This is a genomic window from Psittacicella melopsittaci (assembly GCF_003585925.1).
GTDB classification, from domain to species: Bacteria; Pseudomonadota; Gammaproteobacteria; order Enterobacterales; family Psittacicellaceae; genus Psittacicella; species Psittacicella melopsittaci.
Genome location: NZ_NRJH01000018.1, coordinates 1 through 24,265, shown reverse-complemented (window position 1 = coordinate 24,265; position 24,265 = coordinate 1). Strand labels below are relative to the sequence as shown.

The following is a 24,265-nucleotide window of genomic DNA, read 5'->3' as shown; positions in this document are numbered from 1 at the left end:
CGGAATAATGAAATTATTATTTACATTTAATTAAGCGAGGTGCTTTTATGGCATTATATATTAATCGCGTTACCCTTTTAGGTAACCTAGGACAAGATCCTACTGTATTAACGGGACCAAATTACACTTTATATACTTTTTCAGTGGCAACACAAAGATCATACCGTGACTCAAATACTGGAGAGTGGATCAATAATACTGACTGGGTACGTTGTTCTTTATTTATTAACCCACAAAGTCCACAAAACCTAGTAAATACGGTACAAAGATTACACAAAGGTGCTTTTGTGTTTGTTGAAGGTTCTTTACGTACGCGTAAATATACTGAGCAACAAACAAATACCGAACGCACAATCCTAGACGTTCAAGTAGATACTTTAAATATTGTAGAGCGTCCTACTTCTGGTAACCAAGCAGGTTATGGCTTTGCAGGACAAGGCAATAACAACTTTGCTGGTCAAGGCTTTGGTCAAGGTAACAATGGCTTTGCTGGTCAAGGTAATGGCTTTAACAACCAGAATAATTATGCTAATAACCAAGCAGGTGGCAATAACTTTAGTAGTAAAGGTTTTAACCAAAATGCTAATGCCAACTGGGGTGGTAATAAAGAGCAAGAAGCTGTTTCATCTTGGAACAACCAAGCTTCACCTTATGAGTCTAAACCAGAAACAGCAACAACTTTACAAAAACCAGCTGGAAAAACTCCAAGCCCAAGTTCTTCATCTGAAGTAGATGATGATAGTATCCCATTCTAAGAGTTTTAAAGCTCTTGTTAGAACTTCTAGCAAGAGCTTATCCTATAATTAAAAGAGAACATTTTATGGCCTTATATGTAAATAAAGTTTTTCTCGTTGGGAATGTGGGGCGTGATCCTGAGTTTTTCCAATCCAAGTATGGTGAATTTGCAGCCTTTTCTCTTGCTACGAGTACTTTTTGGTTAGATCGTACTACTAATCAGTGGCAAACCAATACAGACTGGCATAGAGTTGTTTGTTACAACGAAAGATCAGTTAGAGTTATTCATACTTTAGAAAAAGGCTCATTAGTGTTTGTAGAAGGAAGTATTCGTTCGCGCAAATATCTTGATAAACAAACTAACACCGAACGAACTTCGATTGAGATTCAAGCCGAGACGGTGCAGGCAATTATTCGTCCGCCAAAAAGTGAATATGGACAAAATAACTTCCAGAACTTCAACAACGGTAATGACTGGAATGCTCAGTATCAACAATATAACAACGGCTATAATTCCCAACCTCAGTTTGCTAATAATGCCCCGCCAGGTTATGGCAATATGAATCAAGGGCAGTATAATAATTCTGAGCAATATTTTGCTAACCAAGCTCGAGCAAATAATTATAACAACCAAAACCCTTATAACAACCAAGGTGGTTTTAATAATCAGGGTGGCTTTAATCAGCAAGGTTTTAATAACCAAGGTAGTTATAATCAGCAAGGGGCAAACAACCAAGGTGGCTTTGCTCAGCAAAATGCAAATAACCAAGGTGGCTTTGCTCAGCAAAATACAAATAACCAAGGTGGCTTTGCTCAGCAAAATACAAATAACCATGGTAGCTTTAATCAACAAAGTGCTAATAACCAAAGTGGCTTTAATAATCAAGAAAAGCCAAGTGATTTACAAGTAAATCCAACCTCCTCTCCTTATGAAGCTAGTAAAGAAGAGAGCGAAGGTTTTGGTAATAGTAGCTTTAATAAAGCAAACCTTGCTGAAACAAAATCTACGCCAGAAAATAAAGTCGTAGAAAGTACTTCTATTAGCGAAGATGAATTACCATTTTAAAAAAAGAGAGCTGTTTAGCTCTCTTTTTTACGTTGGTAACCCCAAGCACACATTTGCTCCATTATAGGATATAAAGATTTCCCCTTTTCAGTTAAGCTATATTCAACTTTAGGAGGAACTTGTTTATATTCTTTACGAACCACCAAGCCATCTTTTTCCATAGCTTTTAATTCTTTACTTAAGGTTCTATAGGTTATATTATCGATTTTGCGTTGTAACTCATTGAAGCGTATAGTTTCTATTTCATAGAGAAAATAGAGAATTACTAAACGCCATTTCCCACTGAGCATACTTAAAGTATAACCAAAGGGGGTATCGGATAACTTACTATAATTTTCTACGTAGCATATACTCATAACTATCCACTTGTATATTACTATCCAAAAGGACCGTACTATTAATTACGATTGTATTTTATTATACTATAACTAATATTTTCAATCGTTACATTAAGGATTAAAACTATGACTAAAACATTAAGATTAACTTTCCCGGAATGGCAAGGGGGGATAAATCCAATCTATTATCTGGGCTCGCAAATTTTACGTGCTATTGCCCCAGTTAATGCTAAGCATTTAGATGTAGAAGTTCCTGTTCGCACAGATTTTACACAAGAACAAGCAATAGAAAATGGCGTATATGCAGGAAAAGTTCTTGCTGAGCAACAGAGTAGTGCTAAAAGCATTCTAAAAATCCACCAACCAGAAAAGGTTATAGTGTTTGGCGGAGACTGCTCGGTATCTCAAGCTCCTTTTGATTATCTACACGGTAAGTATAAAGAGCAACTAGGGATCCTTTGGGTAGATACGCATCCAGATATTTCAACTCCTAATCAATTTCCTAATGAACATGCCATGGTATTAGGTAATCTTCTTGGTGAAGGTGCTCCTGAGTTAGCTGCTCTAGTAGAAAATCCATTTCAAAAAAAACAAGTGTTTTATGCAGGCTTAGTAGTAAATGAAAAAATGTCAGCTTATGAAAAAGACTATTTAGCTAAACATCAACTGGCATATTTAACACCGCAAGAGTTAGAAGAACGTGCAAATGAAATTGTAGACTGGATAGAGAAAAATAATTTTAAATATCTTGCAGTCCACTTTGATTTAGACGTTTTAACTTCACAAGACTTTTACTCTCTTTTATATAATAAACCTTATCAAGGCGAAGTTCCTTTTACTACTGGAGAGTTAAAACTCCAGCAAGTATTAACTTTACTTAAACTAGTAGAAAAACACAGCCAAGTAGTAGGCTTAACTTTTGCTGAGTATACGCCTTGGGATATGCATAATTTACAAAAATTTATGCAAGATCTAGAAATTTTCTCATAAAAAAAGTCCCCCAAATCGGGGGATTTTTTTATTGGACAAGAAAAATAACAAAGCCTAGGCAAAGAATTAGTTCAATAATAATTGCCGAAACTATTACTCTAAAACCTAGCTTTTGGTTATGATTCCAAATGCGGCTAAAGAGCCATACAAGAATAAATAAAGGTAAAGGGTATACCCAAATAACTATATCTATTACTTGAACCAGAAGTTCTTGTCCTGGTGGTGCTTCATTTAACGAAGCAGAAAGAAGCATTAATAAAGGATAGAAGAAAATAGGAAAACAGAACACTAGGTTTAACACGTGAAGCATGTTTATTTTAGGTAAGCGCTCTTGGTATTCTCTAGTTAATTCTGGTTGAGTATTTTGTTGTTCAGACATAACTTATGGATTGCTTGGATTATCCTGGTTTTCAGGTGGATTGTCCTGATCTGCAGGTGGATTGTCCTGAGTTGCAGGTGGATTGTCCTGAGTTGCAGGAGTTACATTTACTGGTGCACTAGTTACAGGTACTGAATTATTAATAGTTTCTTGATACTTGTGAGCTTGCATGCCGATTAAGCCTAAAGCTAAAGCCCACAGGGTAATCCAACCTATAGAAATATTTTGCATAAAGGCTTTAAAGCCAGTTGCACCGTCGAGAGAATTTACATTGAAGTAATGGTAGATAAACCAGAGAAGATTTATCCCTAAACCAACGTAAAATAAATAGCTAAAGTGATTCTTCCAACCTAAAAGAGCCAGTAAAGCTAAGTAAGCAAAGTTTAAAAGGAACACTATTTTATTTACATGGCGACCAAAAGTAATTGCCGAGGAGTGAATTTTACCTTCACGTAAATCATCATCCATATCAGCAATAGCATACTGGGTGTCATAGGCTATTGTCCATGCCACATTAGCAAAGAATAAAAGCAGAGCATCTATATTTGCTAAAGGGTTAATGCCATAATTAGCATAAACCATTGGAATAGGCATAGAGAAGGCTAAACCTAAAAATAGTTGTGGTACAGCAAAAAATCTTTTTGATAAAGGATAAATTATCATTAAGATTAGGCATAATGCAGCCCACACATAAGTAATTGGTGGTAAAAAGTAGAGAAGAACTAAACCAACAATAGCAAGAATCACAAAAAGAACTAGGGCACTAAATACCGAAATTTCTTTGTTAGCTAGAGGTCTATTTTTTGTTCGTTCTACTTGTCCATCAATATTACGGTCAGCTATATCATTAAGAATGCACCCTGCAGCCCTAGTAATAGCTACACCTAAAGTAAAAATGATTACGCTTTTTAAATCGGGCATACCTTGGGTAGCCATAAGTAAAGCCATGAGCGTAGGAAAAATTAAGAGTAAAATCCCTACAGGCTTATCAAAACGCATTAATCTAATATATGGATTGTCTTTCATAAATAAGATTAGAAATTATAGTTAGCCCTTAGATTATATCATTAAATGCCATTGGGGTTGGCTTCTTCTTTGTTAATTACAGTTAAAAGGCAAGATCATCCTTGCTCCATGGAGTAAAATGATCGCAAATGATCATTTTGTCTTACTTTGGTTATAAAAAACTGCAAAAAGGTTCATAAAAAGATCAAAAAAGTGAGCAAAAGCTAAAAAATTGTATATAATAGATCATACAAAATCAAAATATAAATCTAAAGTTACTGGTTTAAAAGTTATTAAGCAAGAGGAAGCATTTAAGGGTGCAGTATGAATAAAAAATCAATACGACAGCAATTAATTCTCAAAAATGTAAACGAACGTTCATTTATTACTGTAGATGAACTATGTAAGATGTTAAATGTTTCAAAAATTACTGTAAGACGCGATCTTGCTGATATGGAAGCAAGAGGTTTATTAGTGCGTAAAGTAGGTGGAGCAATTTCAAATAGTAAAGCCTATTATGCTCTTGATGAAGATTTATCATCGCCTCGTGCTAATGACTTTGATTTATTAGAACCAAATAAAGCAACTTTAGAAGAAATTTTAAAAATTAACGGTATTTTAACTTTAAACGAACAAGAGTTAGAAGAAGAAAGCGAAGAATTAGTAGCTCCTCCGCGTACAGCTGAGGAATTGCGTGATATTTCGAAAAGATGTAAAGTCGCAATTGCTAAACAAGCAGCGAGTTTAATTCACCCCAATCATCGTATTGGTATAGATTCAGGTTCGACAACCGCTGAAATAGTTAACTTTTTAGGTAAAACTGAACGTGTACTAGTAATGACCAATAGTCTCAGTATAGGTTATGCTATTTCTAAACTTCCTGAACCTCGCAGACCAAGTTTAATTTTAACGGGGGGCTTATTTGATTCTCAATCTGATTCCCTTTATACCAAACACATGGTTCCTGTATTAAAAGAATACAGCTTGGATCTGTGTTTTGTGGGGGCAGATGGCTTTAATGAACGTGGTACTACAACTAAATTTGAGGCACCTTCATTTACTAGAGCCATGTCACAAATTTCTCGCTTTACAATTGTTTTAATTGAATCATCAAAAATCACAAACAGACAGCCAAATGATGAACTCAGTTGGCAAAATATAGACTTGGTAATTACCGACTCATTAATCCCAATGAAAGTAAGAAAGAGTTTAATGAAAATGGTTGATGTAATTGCCGCTCAAGTAGATGACATATAATTTAAATAGGATACAAGGTTAAAAGAAAATATGTGCGGAATAGTTGCTGCAGTTTCTGAGAATAATATAGTAGAATTACTCATTGAAGGGCTAAAACGCCTAGAGTACCGTGGTTATGACTCAGCGGGAATTGCTGTTGTAGATGCAAAGCAAGAGTTAGTGCGCGTTCGTTGCCTAGGGAAGGTACAAGAGTTAGAAAATGAAGTAGAACGTAAACACCATAATCTAGTAGCAAATACGGGGATAGCTCACACACGTTGGGCAACACATGGTTCTCCTTCTGAAATAAATGCTCACCCGCATGTTTCAGGTTCAATTGTTGTAGTGCACAATGGGATTATTGAAAACCACGAGGTTTTACGTACTTTCTTAAAAGCTCAAGGTTATGAGTTCAAATCGCAAACAGATACCGAAGTTGTAGCTCATTTAGTAAACTTTTTTAAATATAACCCAAATCGTTTAGCAAAAGAATTTGGTGCCCATGCTCTAGCAAAATTAGAAAACGCATTTGCTGAGCAATTACAAGCTTCAGAGTTAGATTTACTCACGGCAGTAAAAATGACTGTATGTGTTATTGAAGGAGCTTATGGTTTAGCAATTATGGATGTGAATCATCCAGAAGCAATTGTAGGAGCTAGATTAGGTTCACCTTTAGTAGTTGGTTATGGTGAAAATGGTAACTACTTAGCTTCAGACCAACTTGCTTTAATCGATAAAACACGTCGCTTTACTTTCTTAGAAGAAGGGGATGTAGTTTTACTCGAAAAAGATAAAGTACAAATTTACTTTGACGGTAAAGAAGTAGAACGTGAAATTGTTAATTCAACTATGCAAGTAGGGCAAATTGACAAAGGTGATTTCGACTCTTTTATGTTAAAAGAGATTTTTGAACAACCACAAGCAATTATTGACTCTATTGAAGGACGTATAGTTGCTGATCATGTTTTAACTAATGCTATAGGTCCAAAAGCTCAAGAACTATTAGAAAAAGTAGAACATGTACAAATTATAGCCTGTGGTACTTCTTACCATTCAGGCTTAGTAGCAAAATATTGGCTCGAAGACTTTGCTGGTATTAGTTGTGATGTAGAAATAGCTTCAGAGTATCGTTATCGTAAAACGGTAACAAGACCTAACTCTTTAATTATTACTATGTCTCAGTCTGGTGAAACTGCTGATACTTTAGCAGCTTTACGTAAAGCTAAAGCAAGTGGTTTCTTAGGTTCTATGACCATTTGTAATGTACCTTCTTCGTCTATAGTACGTGAGTCTGATTTAAGTTATATTACCCGTTGTGGTATTGAAATCGGTGTAGCTTCAACCAAAGCCTTTACTGCGCAACTTGTACTACTACTTATGTTTACTTCAGCTTTAGCTCGCGTTAAAGGTACTTTAACTCCTGAGTTAAGTAAACGTATTGTTGAAGGTATTGCTACTTTACCTCGTCATATCGAAAACTATTTACAAAATCACGAGCAAGTACGTGAGTTAGCACAAAAATTAGTTAACAAAGAAAGCTGCATCTATTTAGGTCGTGATACTATGTATCCAATTGCTAAAGAAGGTGACTTAAAACTAAAAGAGTTGTCTTATGTGCACTCAGAAGCTTTTGCAGGTGGTGAATTAAAACATGGTCCTCTAGCTCTAGTTGATCATAATATGCCAGTAATTGCTTTAGCTCCAAGTGATTCTTTAGTAGATAAAATGAAATCAAACATCGAGGAAGTTCTAAGCCGTGGTGGGCAAACTTTTGTTTTCTCAGATGATGCAAATCTTTTAACGCCACGTGAAAATTTAGAAATTATTCCTATGCCAAAAATTGAGCCTATAGTTGCACCAATTTTATATGTGGTTCCACTGCAATTATTAGCTTACTATCTGGCAAAAGCTAAAGGATGTGATGTTGATAAACCACGTAATTTAGCTAAATCTGTAACCGTAGAATAAATTTAATGCGACTAGTTCAGCTAGTCGCTTTTTTTACCTTAAAAAAGTTGATTTTTATTTGTACGTAAATATTGCAAAAAATATATAAATTAATGTACAATAATAATTGTTAAGTTTTTCTAAGTGAGGTAAAAATGACAGTAAAACAAATTTATTTAGCTGGTGGTTGCTTTTGGGGTACCGAAAAATTCTTAAGTCTTCTGGTTGGGGTAGAAAGCACAGAAGTAGGTTATGCAAATGGTAATCGTGAACAAGTGACCTATCAAGAAGTATGCACAGGTACTACCGAGCATGCTGAGGCTGTAAAAGTAACTTATGATCCTGAGGTTTTACCTCTAAAAGAGTTACTTGAAACTTTTTTACAAACGATTGACCCGACGATTAAAAACCAACAAGGAAATGATAAAGGTACCCAATACCGTACAGGTATTTACTCTTTACCAGAAGACTATGAAGAGCAAAAAGAAGTGGTAGCCCAAGTATTACAAGAAGAACAAAAAAAATACTCAAGTCCTGTTCTTGTAGAAAATCTTACTTTAGCTAACTTTTGCTCGGCAGAAGAATATCATCAAAAATATCTGGAGAAAAATCCAACTGGATATTGCCATTTAAATTTTGCCGACTTAGCACAAGTGTTAAGTACCCAAAATAAAAAATCAGAACAAAGAGTTAAATAGACATCTCAAGCCTAAGCCCCCGCTTAGGCTTTTATTTTTAGCAAAATCAAGGGATTTGGAGTATAATATGCCATGTGATTATCAAATGAATCATTTATTATTCTAGTTAAAGGAATGTACAAGAAAAACAAATTATGATGATGAAAACTGAAGATAGTATTATTGTTATTTTTGGTGCGACTGGTGATTTAACGCAACGTAAATTACTGCCTTCTTTATTTGGCTTATATTGCAATGATTTAACGCCAAAGAAATTTAAAATTATGGCAATTGGTCGTAAACCAATAGAAACTGCTGATTTCCAAGAGAAATGTCGTGCTTCAATTGAGAAGGTTAAAAATGATTTCTTAAAAGAATCGCAAAAAAATGATACTCAATTAAGTGAAAAACTAATTAACGAGTTTGTTGATAAAATTTTCTATACTAAAGCAAATGCTGATGATGCAAATGACTATACCCAGTTAAAAGAAGTAATTGAAAATACAGCAGCTCAATTAGAAATTCCAGCTAATGTAGTTTTCTATATGTCTACTCCACCAAGTGCTTACACTACTATTGCTCAACACTTAAGCTCAGTAGGTTTAGCAAGCGAAGAAAAAGGTTGGAGAAGATTAATTATAGAAAAACCTTTTGGTTATGATGTAGAAACAGCAAACAACTTAAACAACGAACTACATAAATACTTCAGAGAAGAGCAACTTTACCGTATTGATCACTATTTAGGTAAAGAAACGGTACAAAACATTTTAGTATTCCGTTTTGCTAATGCTCTTTTTGAGCCAATTTGGAATCGTAACTACATTAGCTATGTAGAAATTACCGCAGCCGAGCAACTCGGGGTTGAAGGTAGAGCAGCCTATTATGATCAATCAGGAGCTTTACGTGACATGCTACAAAACCACTTATTAAACGTGTTCTCTTTTGTGGCAATGGAAGCACCAGCTCGCATAGATGCTGATTCAATTCGTGACGAACAAGTTAAAGTTATTCGTAGTCTAGAGCCGATTAAATTAGAAACGATTGAAGATCAAGTGCTTTTAGCTCAGTACGGAACTAACCCTAATGATCCTGGCCAAAAAGCTTATAAAGAGGAAGAGGGAGTAGATCCTAACTCAAAAACTGAGACTTATGTTCAAGCTAAGATTGAAATAGATAACTGGCGTTGGTCAGGAGTTCCTTTCTTTGTGCGTACAGGTAAACGTATGAAAGATCGTATTGCTGAAATTTGCATTCACTTTAAACGTTCTCCACACCAAGACTTTAAAGATCGAGCTCCAGAAAATAACCTAGTAATTCGTATTCAGCCAAATGAATCTATTCAAATGAACTTTGGTATGAAACGTCCAGGTTCAGGATTTAACATTTCTGAAGTACCTATGGATTTCAAATACACTGATTTAAATCGTAGCGAAAAGAATATGTTAATTCTTGATGCTTATCAACGTCTGCTTTTAGATGCTATCCGTGGTGATGCAACTCTATTTACTCGTTCAGACTTTGTTCTTGAATGTTGGAAATATGTGCAACCGATTATTGATTATAAAAAAGGTAACCCAAAAATTCATACCTATGAATCTGGAAGTTGGGGACCTGATGCTTCGGTAGATCTTTTACAAAAATCAGGCTTTAAATGGCACTTTGATTGTGTAGCTGAACGTGAAGAAAAACTAAAAAGTTAATATGACAAAAACTCTTTTTCAAGAAGGTGATTATTCTATAGTTGAAGCAGCTGGAGATGATTTATTATCTCCTGTTGCGAATAAACTATTAGCTTTAAGCCAAGCTCAATCACCAAAACATATTTCTTTATTTGGTGGCTCTACAGTATTTAAACTATTTGCTTACCTAGAAAAATCTGGCTTAGATAAACAAATTAATTGGGATAATTTACACCTATGGTGGAATGATGAGCGTTTAGTTGACCATGGTTCACCAGAGAGTAATTACGGGGAATTAAACCGTCAATACTTAAGTAAATTACCAATAAAAGAAGAAAATATTCATCCAATTCAGGGCTTAACTCGAGACAAATTAGAGTTTACCTATGTTGAGGCTGAGTGCAAACGCATGATTAGCCTTGTTCATGAACTAGTACCTGCTAATGCACAAGGTATTCCTAGTTTTGATTTAATTATCTTAGGTATAGGTGATGATGGTCATACTGCTTCTCTATTCCCAGCAGTATTTGAGATAGAAGATACGGAATTATATGTTCCAGCTTTTCATCCTTTAACCATGCAACCGCGTATTTCGCAGTCTTTAACTCTAATTAACGCAGCCAAAGAAATTTGTTTTATTGCCACAGGCGAAAATAAAGCTCGCGTTTTAAGTCAAACAGTTGAAGCTATAGCTGGAGTTTTAATCTTACAAAGCTTAATTCGTAAAGAAGGCAAGGCTTTTGATATTTACAACTTTAGCAAAGAAAAATTTGGTAATAGTGAAGTTCTAGTTCATGTTGGTCTAACTACGCATACAACTATGTATTTAGATCCAGCAGCAGCTAAAGAAATTAATGTAGCTGAATTAGAAAAGATGCAAACCAGTATAAAATAATAATTTTAAAAACAAAAAAAGAGGAAGAATATGTCTTTAAATTATGACATTGGTGTTGTAGGTTTAGCAGTAATGGGGCAAAACCTCATCTTAAATATGAATGACCACGGCTTTAAAGTAGTTGCTTATAACCGTAGTCAAGATAAAGTTAATGACTTTATTAATGGTCCTGCTAAAGGTACAAACATTGTTGGTGCTCAATCTTTAGAAGATATGGTATCTAAATTAGCTTCACCACGTAAAGTATTTTTAATGGTACGTGCTGGTGAAGTAGTAGATAATTTTATCGCACAATTATTACCTCTTCTAGATGAAGGCGATATTATTATTGATGGTGGTAACTCAAACTATGTTGATACTACTCGTAGAGCTAAATACCTAGAAGAAAAAGGTATTCTTTACGTAGGTTCAGGGGTATCAGGTGGTGAAGAAGGTGCACGTCGTGGTCCATCAATTATGCCAGGTGGTAATCCTGCAGCTTGGGAATCAGTTAAACCTATTTTACAAGCTATTTCTGCGAAAACTCCAGACGGTCAACCATGTTGTGACTGGGTAGGTAAAGAAGGGGCTGGTCACTTTGTGAAAATGGTACACAATGGTATCGAATATGGTGACATGCAATTAATTAGTGAAGCTTACCACTTCTTATCTGAGTATGTTGACGTTACTTACGATCAACTTGCGGATATTTTCTCAGCGTGGAATAAAACTGAATTAGATTCTTACCTAGTAGAAATTACGGCAGATATCTTAAGATTTAAAGATGAAGATGGTTCTCCATTAGTAACAAAAATCTTAGATACAGCTGGACAAAAAGGTACAGGTAAATGGACAGGTATTAACGCTCTAGACTTTGGTGTACCTTTAACATTAATTACTGAATCTGTATTTATGCGTTGTGTTTCAGCATTAAAACAACAACGTTTAGAAGCTGCTCAAGTATTTGGTAACATTCACCCACCAGTAGAGAAAAAATTAAGCTATGCTGAAGCTGGTGAATTAATTGAGCATGTACGTAAAGCTTTATTAGCATCAAAAATTATTTCTTATGCTCAAGGCTTTATGTTAATGAAAACTGCTTCAGATGAGTTCAACTGGGATATTAACCTAGGTAACACAGCTCTATTATGGAGAGAAGGTTGTATTATTCGTTCTAAATTCTTACAAGATATTAAAAACGCATATGACAAAAACCCTAACCTTAACTTCTTAGGTTTAGATGACTACTTCCGTAATATCTTAATCTCTTGCTTACCAAGCTGGAGAAAAGTATGTACTTTATCTATTGAACACGGTATTCCAGTACCATGTATGTCAGCTGGTTTACAATTCTTAGATAGCTATACTTTAGGTAAATTACCAGCTAACTTATTACAAGCACAACGTGACTACTTTGGTGCTCACACTTACCAACGTGTTGACCGTCCATTAGATCAAGTGTTCCACACTAACTGGACAGGTACAGGTGGTGACGTTTCTGCTTCAAAATACGATGTTTAATTTATTTTAAACCATAAAAAAATAGGATCTTAGATAGATCCTATTTTTTTTATGTCTGGATTTTAGTTGAAATAATCAACCTGCTTTAATCCTTGCTTTTTGCTTTGCGTTTACTTTTTGGATTACGCTTTTTATCAGTTTTCATATTGCTTAACTGATCTAAGGTTTTTTTCGCTTGTTCAGCTAAACTAGGGCAGTATAAAAAGCTTCTTAAACGATATTCACTGTCTCCTGGTACATCAAAGTTTAAGTCAGATACCATGCGGTCACGGTATTGTTTATAAACTTCGTACTCAATTGGACGAGCTACTAAAGTATCTGTGCCAAGTAAACGACTAAAAGCACAAACAACCGAGTGGTATTTGCCTCTTTCGCCAAAAAATGATTCTTGACGGAGGTTTATATAGTTAACCATACGACGACAAAGAAGGAGGTTGTCATAGGTTACGGCATTTTGTTCTTCGGTAATAGTAAGTTCTTTTAAGACCTTAAGGTGGTCTTTACTTGCAAAGCCATTTAAAGTTTGCACATTGTTAGCTTCAACTTGGGCTACATAATAAAGATCAAAACGATGTGACGGAGATTTAACCGCATCGGCAGTTTCTTTATTACCTAAAAATGGTGCCCCTTTAGGACGTTTTACTACTACACGCGAAGTATTTAAACTTAAAGCACTATGGAAAAGTTCATCTGTATCTTGATCTTGCCCAACTATTGCTTGAATAGCTTGCATGTTTTTATTTACTTTAGCGCTCGAAGCCTTATGTGGATACATAGGATCAAGGTACACGCTCGTAAATTTTAAATTTTTACAAATGCTTTTGCCTAGAGAAGAGGTAATACTCACAGGGAAGCGTAAGTTTAACGGTACAGGGTGTGAATAGCCTTCTTGGAGGCGACGTAAACCATCAGCTAAAAGTAAGCCAATAACAGGATTACGTTCAAACATTAAAACACTAGCCCCTGCATTGACAAGCAAGAAACTGTCTTGACCAAAACCTGCGGTCGCATCAAGAATATATTGTTGAGTAGCAGGTAATTTTTTACTAATTGAAGAACGTACAACTAGTTCTGAACGCACATTATTAATGTTTTCAGCACGTTTTGCAGTTTCGCCGTGGAGAAAATCTACATAAACGGGATTTTTTGTTGTCGTAAGCTCGCCTTTTTTGCTTTTATAGGCAATAGCTAGGTTGCCTTGGTAGTAAACTAAGGCTAAATCTGCATCAAGATCGTTTTTTACTTTATTAAAATTAACTTCGATCTCACTAGGTACTGCATAGTTAAAATTTTCAATAAACCCGAAAAGGTTAAGTTCAGCAGTAGTAGGCTCAGGGAAAACATTACCTTGCGGTAATCCCTTACTGTTAACAAAGTTTTCTAAACGACGACTATATTTGTTAAATTCTTCGAGAAGAGTGCGATATAGTTCGTAAAGATCCTTTACTTCAGTATCTCGTTCTAGTAGTTTAATGCTTTTAAAGAAATCACTTTTACTGATATCTTGTTCTAACTTTAAACTAGGCGTAAAAAAGCTAAGGTCTAGATTAAGAGTATTTGTTCCTAACACAAGGATTCTCCAAATACATTAGATATGTATATTGTTAAATAAAAATAAGAGTACAAAAGTGTGCACAAAAAAACGTTGGTATATGTATATTTTTAGACAAACAAAAATCAAAAAACTCCTAAAATTATCGGACATCTTTGTTTTTGTTTCCTTTATTATACTAGTTTTTTTGCCGTAAATTGTTGAAAAATCAATCTTTACGATGTTCTTCTTTCCATTGTTTTATGTACTCTAAGCGTTGCTTAATACGAGCTTCATTCCCCTGAGTTGTAGGGTAATAATAAACATGATCCTGAATACTTTCCGGACGCGTAGACATGCTCGTTAGTTTGTCCTGATTATCATGAGCATACTCATATCCTTTACCATAGCCCAGATCTTTCATAAGGTTGGTAGGAGCATTGCGAATATGTAAAGGAACAGGCTCATTATAGGTTTTACGTATATCTTCTTTTACTGCTTTACAAGCCATATAGGCTGCATTGGACTTAGTGGTCACGGCTAGATAAATCACACACTGAGTAAGGTGAACATTACACTCAGGCATGCCAATTAAACGACAAGCTTCCATAACGTTAACTGCTAAATTTAAAGCGCTATTATCCGCTAGCCCTACATCTTCACTAGCAAAGCGTACTAAACGGCGAGCAATATATAAAGGATCTTCCCCAGCTTCGAGCATGCGTCCTAACCAATAAATTGAAGAATCTACATCGCTATTGCGCATAGATTTATGTAAAGCTGAAATGAGATTATAGTGTTCTTCACCATCTTTATCATAGTAAGCAATTTTACGTCCTAATAATTCTTCGAGCAAAGAAGGAGGTATAGTAACTTCATTACCTTGTTTATTGCCATTTAAAACGAGCATTTCTAGGGTGTTCAGAGCATTACGAGCGTCACCATGCGAGAAAACGGCAATTTTATTTAGGGTTGTAGAGTCGATATTAATTACTAGGTCAGGAAAGGCGTTGCTTGATTTTAAAGTCTTTTCTAGTAAAGCAACTATATCTTCTTGACCAAGAGGTTTTAGGACAAAAACTTTAGTACGCGATAAAAGAGCCGAGTTTACTTCAAAAGAAGGGTTTTCGGTTGTTGCCCCAATTAGGATAATACTTCCTTTTTCCACATAGGGTAAAAAGGCATCTTGTTGAGCTTTATTAAAACGATGAATTTCATCGATAAAGACAATAGTGCGTTTGCCATGCTGACGATCTATTTCTGCTTGATTCATAAGATTACGAATTTCTTTAATGCCATGCATTACCGCAGAAAAGTTAACAAAATGCGAGCGAGTTTGTTTGGCAATAATTTGAGCTAGAGTAGTTTTACCCACCCCTGGAGGTCCCCAAAAAATTAACGAAGATACTTGATCCTTGTTAATCATTTCTCGCAAGAATTTACCTTCTCCAATTAAATGTTCTTGCCCAACTATATCATCTAGCGTTTGTGGACGAATGCGACTGGCTAGGGGAGCATTAAAGTCAGAGTCGTTTGCAGTAAGTTCTTGATCTGTAAAAAGTAATATTTGTTCCATACTTTTCTCACTATTTTGTATGTAGTTTTTCCAGCTCAAGCAAGTAAGCTTTTTTCTCTACCCCAAAAGCATAGCCTCCAATTTTTCCGTTAGCGTTAATAACGCGATGACAAGGAAAAACAAGAGGAAGAGGATTTTGGGTATTAGCATTGCCAACGGCACGACAAGCATTAGGTTTGCCTAGGCTCTGGGCAATTTGCTTGTATGAGCGTACTTGACCATAAGGAATTTTTTGCAACTCTTGCCAAACTTGCTTAGCAAAATCTGTGCCTCTCAGTTCATAAGCAAAAGTAAAGGTTTTGCGTTTGCCTGCCAAGTATTCTTCGATCTGTTGATAAACTTGATCGGTTAGAGGTGTTTTTCTTCCTTGGTTTGAGCAATGCTCTTCTAATGTAAGAGCGACAACCAGATGCTCATCATAGTAAATTTTAAGATAACCTAATTGGCAAGAATATACAGCAAAATTAAGTTCTTCTTTGGCAATCATAGGTAACTCTCAGATTTAAAAAAGAGAGTTAAACCTAATTAACCCTCTGTTAAAGTAAACTACTTGCTTTTTCTTAATAGCGCTACACTTTCAACATGTGGTGTTTGCGGAAATTGATCAAATAAAGCTAAATGCTCTATGTTATAGCCATGTTTTTGGCTTAAATATTGTAAGTTAGGCATTAAAGTATGCGGATTACAACTAACATAAATTATTTGCTCATATTTACTAATCATATCACAAGAGGCATTATCTAACCCAGAGCGAGGTGGATCAACAAATACAGTCTCAAAGTCGTAGCTATCTAAATCTATATGCTCAAGACGTCTAAATGGACGTACTTTTTGCATAGCTTGAACAAATTCTTCGGCAGAAATACGCCCTACTTGAACGTTTTCTATGTGGTTTTGGGCAAGGTTTTTACTCACAAAATCTACTGCCTGCTTATTAACTTCTGTAGCTAGAACTCTACGTCCTGTTTTAGCTAGTACCATGGTAAAGTTACCTACACCACAATAAAGCTCAAGAATATCTTTATCGCTATGAGAGTTTTTAGCAACATATTCGAGCATAAGCTGGTTAATTTCGGCATTAGGTTGCGCAAAGCTGTTTTCTGCTTGGTAGAGATAAATATCATTACCTAGCACCGAAAACTTTTCTTGAATGTAATTCTTGCCGACAAGAATTTTACTTTTACGAGCACGCAGAATTACATTAATCTCTCCCTCAGTAAAGTTCTTACTAAGTAAAAAGTTTTGTAACTCTTTAGCTTTTTCTAAATCGCTTCCTTCTTGCTCTAAAGGACGGTGGAACAATAGACTTACTATTGCATGACCTGTGGTCGTAGTCATATATTCCACTTGGAAAAGTTTGTAGGAAAAAGTGTAATTGTTATTACAAAACTCTTCTACAGCCACCATTAATTGATTAATTAAAGGGGTAGCTATAGCAAATTCTCCATTACAAAAAACACGTTCTTTAGTTTGAGCATCATGGGTGTAGTGGCGTACTTTATTGTTATCATGGTAGATAGCAAATTCAGCTCGCATACGGTAACCCGATTGTTTACCTGAAAAAACGTCAAGTTTTTCAGGATTATATTGCGGAATAAACTCTTGAATTAAATTTTTAAAAGCTAAAATTTTATTTTCTAACAACATATACAAAGAAAAGGTGGGCAAATCCCACCTCTAGATTAATTATTCGATTCCTTCATCAAAAATAACATTATTTCCATCAGCAAGGATGTATACACGTTTAACTTCAGTGATTAATCTTTGATATTTTAACCAAGTTTTTTCAATGAAAGATAATTCGCCAGCAAAGTCTTCAGGATTTGCAACTACATCCACAAAGTGTTTTTCTAAATCAGTTTGTGGTTGTGCTTTACCTGTTGCTAGAGCAGAAAGACGTGTACCAAAATCTTCTAATACTTCTGACTCATGAATAGTGTAATCCCCTGAACGGCTAAAACCATGTGGGTAATTTTTATCGTCATAGTATTTTTTTTCGCGGATAAAACCTGTTTCCATTTTATTCACCTATCAATAAATTATATGCGCTAAAAGTATACAACATTTTGCATGAAATTTCTGCATTTACTGCAGAAAAAATTTTTAATACTTATTTGTCACAGATTGTTTAAAGCTATTTTTTTCTCGTTGCGTTTGGTTATAAAAGCCCATAACTAAACCAAAGGTTACACAAAGGCTAACAAAAGAGGTACCACCATAGCTCACAAAAGGTAAAGGAACGCCAACTACAGGCAGGAGTCCAGATACCATACCAACATTTACAACGACATAAATGCTGAGAATAAATCCTTGTGAGGCACATAGGAGTTGGGCAACCTTGTTAGTGGCAATAGTTGCTAACCAGAACATACGAAGAATAAGAAAGAAAAACAAACTGAATAAAACTGTAACGCCAACTAAACCTAATTCTTCAGAGAGTACCGAGAAAATAAAATCGGTATGTGCTTCTGGTAAAAAGTTAAGTTGAACTTGCGTTCCTTGCAAAATTCCTTTGCCCGTTATTCCCCCAGAGCCTATGGCTATTTTTGATTGATTAACATGGTAACCAGCTCCAAGGGGATCGGCGTCGGGATTTAAAATAGTTAGCACTCGCACTTTTTGGTAATCATGCATGCCATATTCCCAGAATATAGGAGCTATAACTATTAAAGCGATAATCCCTACAATAATTATACGCCAAGACAGACCTGCAAGAAAAATTACTACTAGCCCAGATAGAGCAACTAGAATAGTTGTCCCTAAGTCAGGTTGTAGAATAACTAGACCACTTGGGATAGCTACGGCTAAACTAGAAATAATTAAGCGTCGCCAATTCATAGGACCTTCTTGCTGCCCTAAAAAGCAACTTAAGTAGACAGGAACTGCCAACTTAGCTAACTCTGAAGGTTGGAATCTTATTCCGATATTGAGCCAGCGCGTTGCCCCTTTACTAGTTATACCAAAAATTAAAGTGAGAACTAGGAGTAAGCAAGTAAAAGCAAGAAAGGGTAAGGCAAAACTTTGCACTATGGAGTATTTTATATTGGCAACAATAAAAATAACGCCTAACCCTAAAAGAACTTGAACTATTTTACGATCCATATAGCCAATACTACCGCTAGTGGCAGAATATACCATTAAAGTACCATATCCTGCCAAAGCTATAATTATGGCTAGGGTAATAAAATCTAAGTTCGAGAAAAAACTAAAGAACTTTTTGAGTAATGACATATTTATTCCTGCTTCTCAACTTGACATGCTTGTCCTGGTTGAGAGAGCTGTTGTAATTGATACACATCATTAAGATTTACTTGAACGCCTAGAGCTTCAAGATCGGCAATAGCATAGTTTTGTACTTGACTACAGCTTAGCTCTTTATTAAGGTGAGGTAAGCGAGTATTTATGTAATAGTCAAGTACTTGGCGAGCTATAGGACCTGCTACTCTACCCCCGCCTCCTCCATTTTCAACCACCATGGCTACAGAGACTTCGGGATTGTCATAAGGGGCAAAGGCTATATACAGAGCATGGTCATGGAGAGCCTTATTAAGATCTTGAGCACGGTAGTTACCCCCATTTAAACTAAATACTTGGGCAGTACCTGATTTACCCCCCGAAGAGTAATTGGTTCCTGCAAAGGCTGCTAGACCTGAACCGCCGCGTTCATGGTTAACCCCATACATCCCCTTAAGTACGTCATTCCAGTAACTGGCACGTGCGTCAGTAAAAATATAGGAAGAGTTAGTTAAAGTTGGGAAAATGCTCGTCGAGTGATCTGCATTATTTTTTACTTGATCAAGCACTAAATAAGGCGAAGTTACTTTGCCTCGATTAAGGAAAATATTTAAAGCATGCACTAATTGAATTGGCGTTGCCGAAAAATATCCTTGTCCAATTCCTACAGGTGGAGTATCCCCTAAAACCCAAGGACGTTTAAAGCGTTGCATTTTCCACGCCTCGGTTGGGTAGTTTGCCGAAGACTCTTCTCCTATATCTATACCAGTTTTACTACCAAAACCAAATTGGGTCATATAGCTTGCCATGCGATCTATTCCCATACGATAGGCGAGGTCATAGAAGTAGGTATCTACAGACTCAACTATGGCTTTATGTAAGTCTACGCGACCATGTCCAGTTCTTAACCAGTCACGATATCTTTGGTTAGTTCTTGGTAAAATCCAGTAGCCTGGATCCCAAATGGTAGTATTAGAAGTAATAAAACCACTTTCTAGACCTGTAAAAGCAAAAAACGGTTTAATTGTTGACCCAGGTGGGTATACCCCCATGGTTGCACGATTGTATAAAGGCTTATCATGGTCATAGAGAAGCTCATTATAATTAGTTGAACTAATTCCCCCTACAAAAAGGTTAGCATCATAAACAGGCATACTAACTAGAGCCAGAATTTCTGAAGTGCGAGGGTCGGAAACAACAATTGCTCCTTTTTGCTCTTTTAAGAGGCTTTGAGCGTAAATTTGTAAAGGTAAATCTATAGACAAGCGCAGGTTATTGCCGCTTATAGGCTCTTTGGTGTCTATGGTTTTAAGAATATTCCCTGTAGAATTAACCTCAACTGAATCATAGCCTACAGTGCCTAGGAGCTGGGTTTCATAGGATTTTTCAATTCCTATTTTACCAATTTGCGTCGAACCTGTATAGTTTGCTCGCGCTTGTTCATCAAGAGAACGAATATATTCATTGTCACGGCTATTAATCGAGCCTACATAACCGAGAATATGCGGTAAAGCAGTACCAAAGGGATAATAGCGCGTATAAATAGGCTCGATACTTATATCATCAAGGCGGTATTTATTAACCATGATTTTAGCTATCTCTTCTTGACTGAGATTGCTTTTTAATAAAGTAGGAGCTCGGAATAAGTTATTACGTTTGTTAGTTAAAAATTTACTATAATCATCCTCGGTTAAAGGGATAATTTGTTGTAGCTTTTCAAAGTCTTGTCGTGCTTTACGGTTACTTACAGGAAGAATATAAACCCCATATTCTTGTTTATTGAGGGCTAGACCTATCCCATTGCGGTCAGTAATAATTCCTCGTGCCGGTGGCTTAGGAATAATTTTAATATAGTTATTATTAGAAGATAATTCATATTTTTTATTTTCATAAACTTGAAGAACAAAAATATGAAAATAAACCGCACCAAGTAAAGCCGTAATTACAAAGAAAATCAGCCATGATCTAAATAAAAATGATCTTTTGCTTAGCTTTAAAAGATAAGAGGCAGGAAGATTCTTTGCTTTTTTGTCACGTTTTTTAAAAGAAAACTTGTTATTTGATTTTAAGAATGAAGCGTCACGCTTTTTCATTGGTTATAATTTTTACGTTTCAAGGCTAATATATTATTTATGGCTTGGATTTTCGATTAGTCAAGTGTTATATTATAATAAAAATGACTAGGCTAATAAAGTTTATTATTTTTAATAAAGTTGTTATAATCAACATGAACAAATAATAATCTAAAGGAATTTTAATGTCAGAAAAAGAAAATTACACTAAACATGGAGAGAATGTAACTCTGCATGAAGAAAATATTAACGTTTCAGGAACTGCCGATGTAACTGCACAACAAACAGCTAAGATTAATAAATCTAATATCCAGGCTGGTAAAGGTGTGAATATTAAAGGCGGTAGTGTTAATATTCAAGGTAGTTCAATTATTTCTGGTGGTAATGTAGTTATTTCAGGGCAAAATGTTGTGCTCAATGGTGCTACTATTACTAGTGACAATAATTTAGAAATTAATTCCCAAACCACTGAAGTAAGTAACGAAGTTAGTTTAACTGCTGCTAAGGCTAAACTAAAAGGGGAAAACTTAAACATTACTGATAATTCTAGCTTAAATATTAAAGCTAAAGAATATCAAGAAGAAGTAGAAAATAAAAACCTTGGCAAAAACTCAGAGTTCAAGGTAGACAAAGATTAAGCCAAAATAAAAAAAGTAGAGTTAGAGTGAAATCAACTCTACTTTTTTATTTGCAAAGCTTTAGCTCGTTTAAAAATAGTTAAGTTTTTCGTTTTAGCAGTGGTATAATTTACAACTGTAGGTTGAATAATCTTCTACTTAATATTTAGGTGAGGTTTTAAATATTAACTAGCAGAATTATTTCTTTTCAGCAATTTTATTGAATCATTTTTTTATGAAAATTAAAACTCGTTTTGCTCCAAGTCCAACAGGCTTTTTACACATAGGTGGTGCTCGTACCTCTTTATATTCATGGTTATATTCTCGTCATAACCAAGGTGAATTTGTTTTACGTGTTGAAGATACAGATTTTGAACGTAACTCAGAAGAGGCGACGCAAGCTATTATTGAAGCCATGGAATGGTTAGGTATGGGATATGATGAAGGTCCTTACTTCCAATCTAAACGTATGGATCGTTACGCTCAAGTAATTGATAAAATGTTAGAAGAAGGTACAGCATATCGCTGTTACTGCTCTAAAGAACAATTACAAGCAGATAGAGAAAGACAAGAAGCAAATAAAGAAAAACCTAAATATGTAGGTCGTTGTCGTCACTTAAGTGCTGCAGAGCAAGACCCAACAAAACCTCACTGTATTCGTTTTAAAAACCCAGAAACAGGTGTGGTTACCTTTGATGATGCTATTCGTGGTCCTATTTCATTTAATAATGAAGAGTTAGATGACTTTATTATAGCTCGTACCGATGGTACTCCAACTTATAACTTCTGTGTGGTTGTGGACGATTACGATATGGGGATTACCCATGTAATTCGTGGTGAAGACCATATTAATAATACACCACGTCAAATTAATGTACTCGAAGCTATTGGCGCACAAATTCCAACCTATGCTCACGTATCTATGATCAATGGTCCAGACGGGAAAAAACTTTCTAAACGTCACGGAGCAGTTAATGTAATGCAATTTAAAGCAGATGGTTACTTACCAGAAGCAATTATTAATTATATTGCCCGTTTAGGTTGGGGTCATGGTGACCAAGAAATTTTCTCACGTGAAGAATTAGTTAAGTACTTTGACATTCACAGTGTAAGTAAAAACCCTTCTTCATTTGACTATGCAAAATTAAATTGGTTAAATCAGCATTATATGCGCGAGCTTTCAGCTCAAGATCTAGCTTTTAAAGTACAAGACTTTGCGAACTATGATGTTAATAGTAAAGCAACGGCTCCTTTTGCTCAAGTAGTTACGCTATTTGTTGAGCGTTGCCACACTTTAAAAGAAATTGCAGATCAAGCTGCTTATATTTATACTCCAGTTGAGCAAATCGATCAAGCTGCAGGAGCAAAACACTTAAAAGATGCTAATGTTCTTGCTGTGTTAAAAGAAAAACTAGCTACAGTTAGCGAACAAGAGTTTACCGCTGCATTTGTCCACCAAGTAATGCAAGATACAGCTGCAGAGTTAGGTTTAGGTATGGGTAAAGTAGGTATGCCTTTACGTGTAGCTGTAACAGGTCAAGGTCAATCTCCTTCAATTGATGCTATTGCTGCTTTTGTTGGTCAAGGCGAAGTATTAGCTCGTTTAGATCAAGCAATTGAGTGGATTAAAAATTATCAAGTAGCCTAGTAATGAAGTTTAAGCTCTTTACTTTAGATTATGTAGCAATGAGCATGGGGCGAAAAGTACTTACGCAAATTTTATTATTTATTGTAATAGGGCTTTTGCTTATTTGCTCAAATCTAGGATATATTCCTTTAATGCTCTATAAAGAGCCTTGGGCTCTTATATATCCCTTGCTAAGTTATGCCTTAGCAATTGGGGCTGTAGTGTATCTCCTTTTTTACTTTCTCCCTAGCATGGATACTATGCCAGAAAAAGAGTATGGTTTTAGATTCCAAGCTTCGCGTACTCTAATAGGTTTTGCCGTTATTATAGCTGCTAACCTTTTAGTTATGCTTATAACAGGGGTAGATAGTACCGAAAACCAAAGTATTATCGAAACGCAGTTTAAGACCTTTGGACCAGGCTTTGCCATTCTGGTAATTTTTGGTGCTCCAATTCTTGAAGAACTTATCTTTCGTAAATACTTAATGTCGTATTTATTTAGAGGACATCAGGTTGGTATATTTTGTTCAGCATTATTTTTTGCCATTATCCATCAAGTGGCCAATATCGAACAGCTTTTAACATATCTAGCCCCTGGACTAGTTTTAGGTTACCTCTTTTATAAATACCAATCTTTGTCTATAAATATTAGCCTGCACATATTAGTTAATTTAATTGCGAGCATTTTATTTTTTACGACAAAATTTTAAGCGAAAAAAAGACTCCATAAATAGGGGTCTTTTTTTATTTTTAGCCAAATTTATGGGCAAAAGTTCGCTAATTTCGAGGGTAATAACCTAGTAAAGTGTAGGGGAATAGCGTTTTTTAGCGATTTTTTGGGTATTTTTTCAACAAAAGAAAAGATCTCACATTTGCAAACTTTTAGAGATAAATAAATAATCTGCTCTAAGAATTTACCCAGAAAAAGGGTTTAATTATTAAGTAGTTAGAGTTTTATTTAAGCGAAAGTTAACATAAAAATAACAAAAGCGGGAGCTAAATTTAAGCCTGTTGCAAAAGAAAAGATAAATTTAGTTTAAAAAAAAATATAAAAAAAAAGTTGCTAAAAGTAGAGACATTTTTATATAAAAAGGATAAAATAAAAATATAAATTGAATGGTTAAAATTGTATTATTAATACTAATTAGGACTATCTTCAAC

At 35.3% G+C, this 24,265-nt stretch carries 22 protein-coding genes; 12 read left to right on the top strand and 10 right to left on the bottom strand.

The annotated features are described in order from the left end of the window. Window positions 1-47 precede the first annotated feature (47 nt). Window positions 48-755: a single-stranded DNA-binding protein gene (locus CJP74_RS02245; RefSeq protein ID WP_119496657.1), complete on the top strand. Its 708-nt coding sequence runs from the start codon at window positions 48-50 to the stop codon at window positions 753-755. A 65-nt stretch (window positions 756-820) separates the two neighbouring features. After that, a complete protein-coding gene (locus CJP74_RS02240) occupies window positions 821-1,801 on the top strand; it encodes a single-stranded DNA-binding protein (RefSeq protein ID WP_119496656.1) in 981 nt (326 codons plus the stop codon). A gap of 14 nt (window positions 1,802-1,815) precedes the next feature. Here CJP74_RS02240 and CJP74_RS02235 read toward each other — a convergent pair whose 3' ends face one another. Then, window positions 1,816-2,157, bottom strand: a complete 342-nt coding sequence (locus tag CJP74_RS02235) for a winged helix-turn-helix transcriptional regulator (RefSeq protein ID WP_119496655.1) — start codon at window positions 2,155-2,157, stop codon at window positions 1,816-1,818. 108 nt (window positions 2,158-2,265) lie between these two features. On the opposite strand from CJP74_RS02235, the gene CJP74_RS02230 reads away from it, so the two are divergent. After that, the gene (locus CJP74_RS02230; RefSeq protein ID WP_119496654.1) at window positions 2,266-3,129 is read left to right on the top strand and encodes an arginase family protein; all 864 of its coding nucleotides are present in this window, start codon (window positions 2,266-2,268) and stop codon (window positions 3,127-3,129) included. 28 nt (window positions 3,130-3,157) lie between these two features. Here the strand turns inward: CJP74_RS02230 and CJP74_RS02225 are convergent, their stop codons facing one another. Continuing rightward, window positions 3,158-3,508, bottom strand: a complete 351-nt coding sequence (locus CJP74_RS02225; RefSeq protein WP_119496653.1) for a DUF5389 family protein — start codon at window positions 3,506-3,508, stop codon at window positions 3,158-3,160. A 3-nt stretch (window positions 3,509-3,511) separates the two neighbouring features. Beyond that, the gene (gene ubiA, locus CJP74_RS02220) at window positions 3,512-4,534 is read right to left on the bottom strand and encodes a 4-hydroxybenzoate octaprenyltransferase (protein WP_119496652.1); all 1,023 of its coding nucleotides are present in this window, start codon (window positions 4,532-4,534) and stop codon (window positions 3,512-3,514) included. 303 nt (window positions 4,535-4,837) lie between these two features. On the opposite strand from ubiA, the gene CJP74_RS02215 reads away from it, so the two are divergent. From CJP74_RS02215 to gnd, 6 genes are all read left to right on the top strand, one after another. Further along, window positions 4,838-5,770: a DeoR/GlpR family DNA-binding transcription regulator gene (locus CJP74_RS02215; RefSeq protein ID WP_119496651.1), complete on the top strand. Its 933-nt coding sequence runs from the start codon at window positions 4,838-4,840 to the stop codon at window positions 5,768-5,770. Between the two features lie 30 nt (window positions 5,771-5,800). Continuing rightward, window positions 5,801-7,717: a glutamine--fructose-6-phosphate transaminase (isomerizing) gene (glmS, locus tag CJP74_RS02210; protein WP_119496650.1), complete on the top strand. Its 1,917-nt coding sequence runs from the start codon at window positions 5,801-5,803 to the stop codon at window positions 7,715-7,717. Between the two features lie 134 nt (window positions 7,718-7,851). After that, complete coding sequence (msrA, locus tag CJP74_RS02205) at window positions 7,852-8,394, top strand: peptide-methionine (S)-S-oxide reductase MsrA (protein ID WP_119496649.1); 543 nt, start codon at window positions 7,852-7,854, stop codon at window positions 8,392-8,394. Between the two features lie 140 nt (window positions 8,395-8,534). Further along, entirely contained in the window at window positions 8,535-10,073 is a 1,539-nt protein-coding gene (zwf, locus tag CJP74_RS02200; RefSeq protein WP_427909963.1) for a glucose-6-phosphate dehydrogenase, read from the top strand. A 1-nt stretch (window position 10,074) separates the two neighbouring features. Beyond that, complete coding sequence (gene pgl, locus CJP74_RS02195; protein WP_119496647.1) at window positions 10,075-10,947, top strand: 6-phosphogluconolactonase; 873 nt, start codon at window positions 10,075-10,077, stop codon at window positions 10,945-10,947. Between the two features lie 30 nt (window positions 10,948-10,977). Then, a complete protein-coding gene (gene gnd / locus CJP74_RS02190; protein WP_119496646.1) occupies window positions 10,978-12,447 on the top strand; it encodes a decarboxylating NADP(+)-dependent phosphogluconate dehydrogenase in 1,470 nt (489 codons plus the stop codon). Between the two features lie 85 nt (window positions 12,448-12,532). Here gnd and CJP74_RS02185 read toward each other — a convergent pair whose 3' ends face one another. From CJP74_RS02185 to mrdA, 7 genes are all read right to left on the bottom strand, one after another. Then, complete coding sequence (locus tag CJP74_RS02185) at window positions 12,533-14,017, bottom strand: class I SAM-dependent methyltransferase (RefSeq protein ID WP_222986851.1); 1,485 nt, start codon at window positions 14,015-14,017, stop codon at window positions 12,533-12,535. 190 nt (window positions 14,018-14,207) lie between these two features. Then, on the bottom strand, window positions 14,208-15,554 hold the full coding sequence (locus CJP74_RS02180; RefSeq protein WP_119496644.1) for a replication-associated recombination protein A: 1,347 nt from the start codon (window positions 15,552-15,554) through the stop codon (window positions 14,208-14,210). Window positions 15,555-15,564: 10 nt separating this feature from the next. Next, window positions 15,565-16,041, bottom strand: coding sequence for a methylated-DNA--[protein]-cysteine S-methyltransferase (locus tag CJP74_RS02175; protein WP_119496643.1), 477 nt, complete (start codon window positions 16,039-16,041; stop codon window positions 15,565-15,567). 59 nt (window positions 16,042-16,100) lie between these two features. Next, complete coding sequence (trmA, locus tag CJP74_RS02170) at window positions 16,101-17,201, bottom strand: tRNA (uridine(54)-C5)-methyltransferase TrmA (protein ID WP_119496642.1); 1,101 nt, start codon at window positions 17,199-17,201, stop codon at window positions 16,101-16,103. Between the two features lie 39 nt (window positions 17,202-17,240). Beyond that, the gene (locus tag CJP74_RS02165; protein WP_119496641.1) at window positions 17,241-17,573 is read right to left on the bottom strand and encodes a MaoP family protein; all 333 of its coding nucleotides are present in this window, start codon (window positions 17,571-17,573) and stop codon (window positions 17,241-17,243) included. Between the two features lie 84 nt (window positions 17,574-17,657). Further along, a complete protein-coding gene (gene rodA / locus CJP74_RS02160) occupies window positions 17,658-18,785 on the bottom strand; it encodes a rod shape-determining protein RodA (protein ID WP_222986849.1) in 1,128 nt (375 codons plus the stop codon). A gap of 2 nt (window positions 18,786-18,787) precedes the next feature. Next, window positions 18,788-20,881 carry a penicillin-binding protein 2 gene (gene mrdA / locus CJP74_RS02155; RefSeq protein ID WP_119496639.1) on the bottom strand — a complete coding sequence of 698 codons (2,094 nt, stop codon included), beginning with the start codon at window positions 20,879-20,881 and terminating at the stop codon, window positions 18,788-18,790. Between the two features lie 164 nt (window positions 20,882-21,045). Between mrdA and CJP74_RS02150 the strand changes: the two genes are divergently transcribed. The 3 genes from CJP74_RS02150 (at window position 21,046) to CJP74_RS02140 (ending at window position 23,814) form a co-directional block, all read left to right on the top strand. Beyond that, the gene (locus CJP74_RS02150) at window positions 21,046-21,498 is read left to right on the top strand and encodes a hypothetical protein (RefSeq protein WP_119496638.1); all 453 of its coding nucleotides are present in this window, start codon (window positions 21,046-21,048) and stop codon (window positions 21,496-21,498) included. A 214-nt stretch (window positions 21,499-21,712) separates the two neighbouring features. Next, entirely contained in the window at window positions 21,713-23,125 is a 1,413-nt protein-coding gene (gene gltX, locus CJP74_RS02145; protein ID WP_119496637.1) for a glutamate--tRNA ligase, read from the top strand. A gap of 44 nt (window positions 23,126-23,169) precedes the next feature. Continuing rightward, a complete protein-coding gene (locus CJP74_RS02140) occupies window positions 23,170-23,814 on the top strand; it encodes a CPBP family intramembrane glutamic endopeptidase (protein WP_222986847.1) in 645 nt (214 codons plus the stop codon). The last annotated feature ends 451 nt before the right edge of the window (window positions 23,815-24,265 follow it).

What these genes read in the sequence shown, in the direction of transcription:
- pgl (WP_119496647.1), top strand. Translation starts at nt 10,075, where the DNA reads ATGACAAAAACTCTTTTTCAAGAAGGTGATTATTCTATAGTTGAAGCA.
- trmA (WP_119496642.1), bottom strand. Translation starts at nt 17,201, where the DNA reads ATGTTGTTAGAAAATAAAATTTTAGCTTTTAAAAATTTAATTCAAGAG.
- zwf (WP_427909963.1), top strand. Translation starts at nt 8,535, where the DNA reads ATGAAAACTGAAGATAGTATTATTGTTATTTTTGGTGCGACTGGTGAT.
- CJP74_RS02240 (WP_119496656.1), top strand. Translation starts at nt 821, where the DNA reads ATGGCCTTATATGTAAATAAAGTTTTTCTCGTTGGGAATGTGGGGCGT.
- CJP74_RS02230 (WP_119496654.1), top strand. Translation starts at nt 2,266, where the DNA reads ATGACTAAAACATTAAGATTAACTTTCCCGGAATGGCAAGGGGGGATA.
- CJP74_RS02245 (WP_119496657.1), top strand. Translation starts at nt 48, where the DNA reads ATGGCATTATATATTAATCGCGTTACCCTTTTAGGTAACCTAGGACAA.
- CJP74_RS02235 (WP_119496655.1), bottom strand. Translation starts at nt 2,157, where the DNA reads ATGAGTATATGCTACGTAGAAAATTATAGTAAGTTATCCGATACCCCC.
- glmS (WP_119496650.1), top strand. Translation starts at nt 5,801, where the DNA reads ATGTGCGGAATAGTTGCTGCAGTTTCTGAGAATAATATAGTAGAATTA.
- msrA (WP_119496649.1), top strand. Translation starts at nt 7,852, where the DNA reads ATGACAGTAAAACAAATTTATTTAGCTGGTGGTTGCTTTTGGGGTACC.
- ubiA (WP_119496652.1), bottom strand. Translation starts at nt 4,534, where the DNA reads ATGAAAGACAATCCATATATTAGATTAATGCGTTTTGATAAGCCTGTA.
- gltX (WP_119496637.1), top strand. Translation starts at nt 21,713, where the DNA reads ATGAAAATTAAAACTCGTTTTGCTCCAAGTCCAACAGGCTTTTTACAC.
- CJP74_RS02180 (WP_119496644.1), bottom strand. Translation starts at nt 15,554, where the DNA reads ATGGAACAAATATTACTTTTTACAGATCAAGAACTTACTGCAAACGAC.
- gnd (WP_119496646.1), top strand. Translation starts at nt 10,978, where the DNA reads ATGTCTTTAAATTATGACATTGGTGTTGTAGGTTTAGCAGTAATGGGG.
- mrdA (WP_119496639.1), bottom strand. Translation starts at nt 20,881, where the DNA reads ATGAAAAAGCGTGACGCTTCATTCTTAAAATCAAATAACAAGTTTTCT.
- CJP74_RS02140 (WP_222986847.1), top strand. Translation starts at nt 23,170, where the DNA reads ATGGGGCGAAAAGTACTTACGCAAATTTTATTATTTATTGTAATAGGG.
- rodA (WP_222986849.1), bottom strand. Translation starts at nt 18,785, where the DNA reads ATGTCATTACTCAAAAAGTTCTTTAGTTTTTTCTCGAACTTAGATTTT.
- CJP74_RS02175 (WP_119496643.1), bottom strand. Translation starts at nt 16,041, where the DNA reads ATGATTGCCAAAGAAGAACTTAATTTTGCTGTATATTCTTGCCAATTA.
- CJP74_RS02165 (WP_119496641.1), bottom strand. Translation starts at nt 17,573, where the DNA reads ATGGAAACAGGTTTTATCCGCGAAAAAAAATACTATGACGATAAAAAT.
- CJP74_RS02215 (WP_119496651.1), top strand. Translation starts at nt 4,838, where the DNA reads ATGAATAAAAAATCAATACGACAGCAATTAATTCTCAAAAATGTAAAC.
- CJP74_RS02150 (WP_119496638.1), top strand. Translation starts at nt 21,046, where the DNA reads ATGTCAGAAAAAGAAAATTACACTAAACATGGAGAGAATGTAACTCTG.
- CJP74_RS02225 (WP_119496653.1), bottom strand. Translation starts at nt 3,508, where the DNA reads ATGTCTGAACAACAAAATACTCAACCAGAATTAACTAGAGAATACCAA.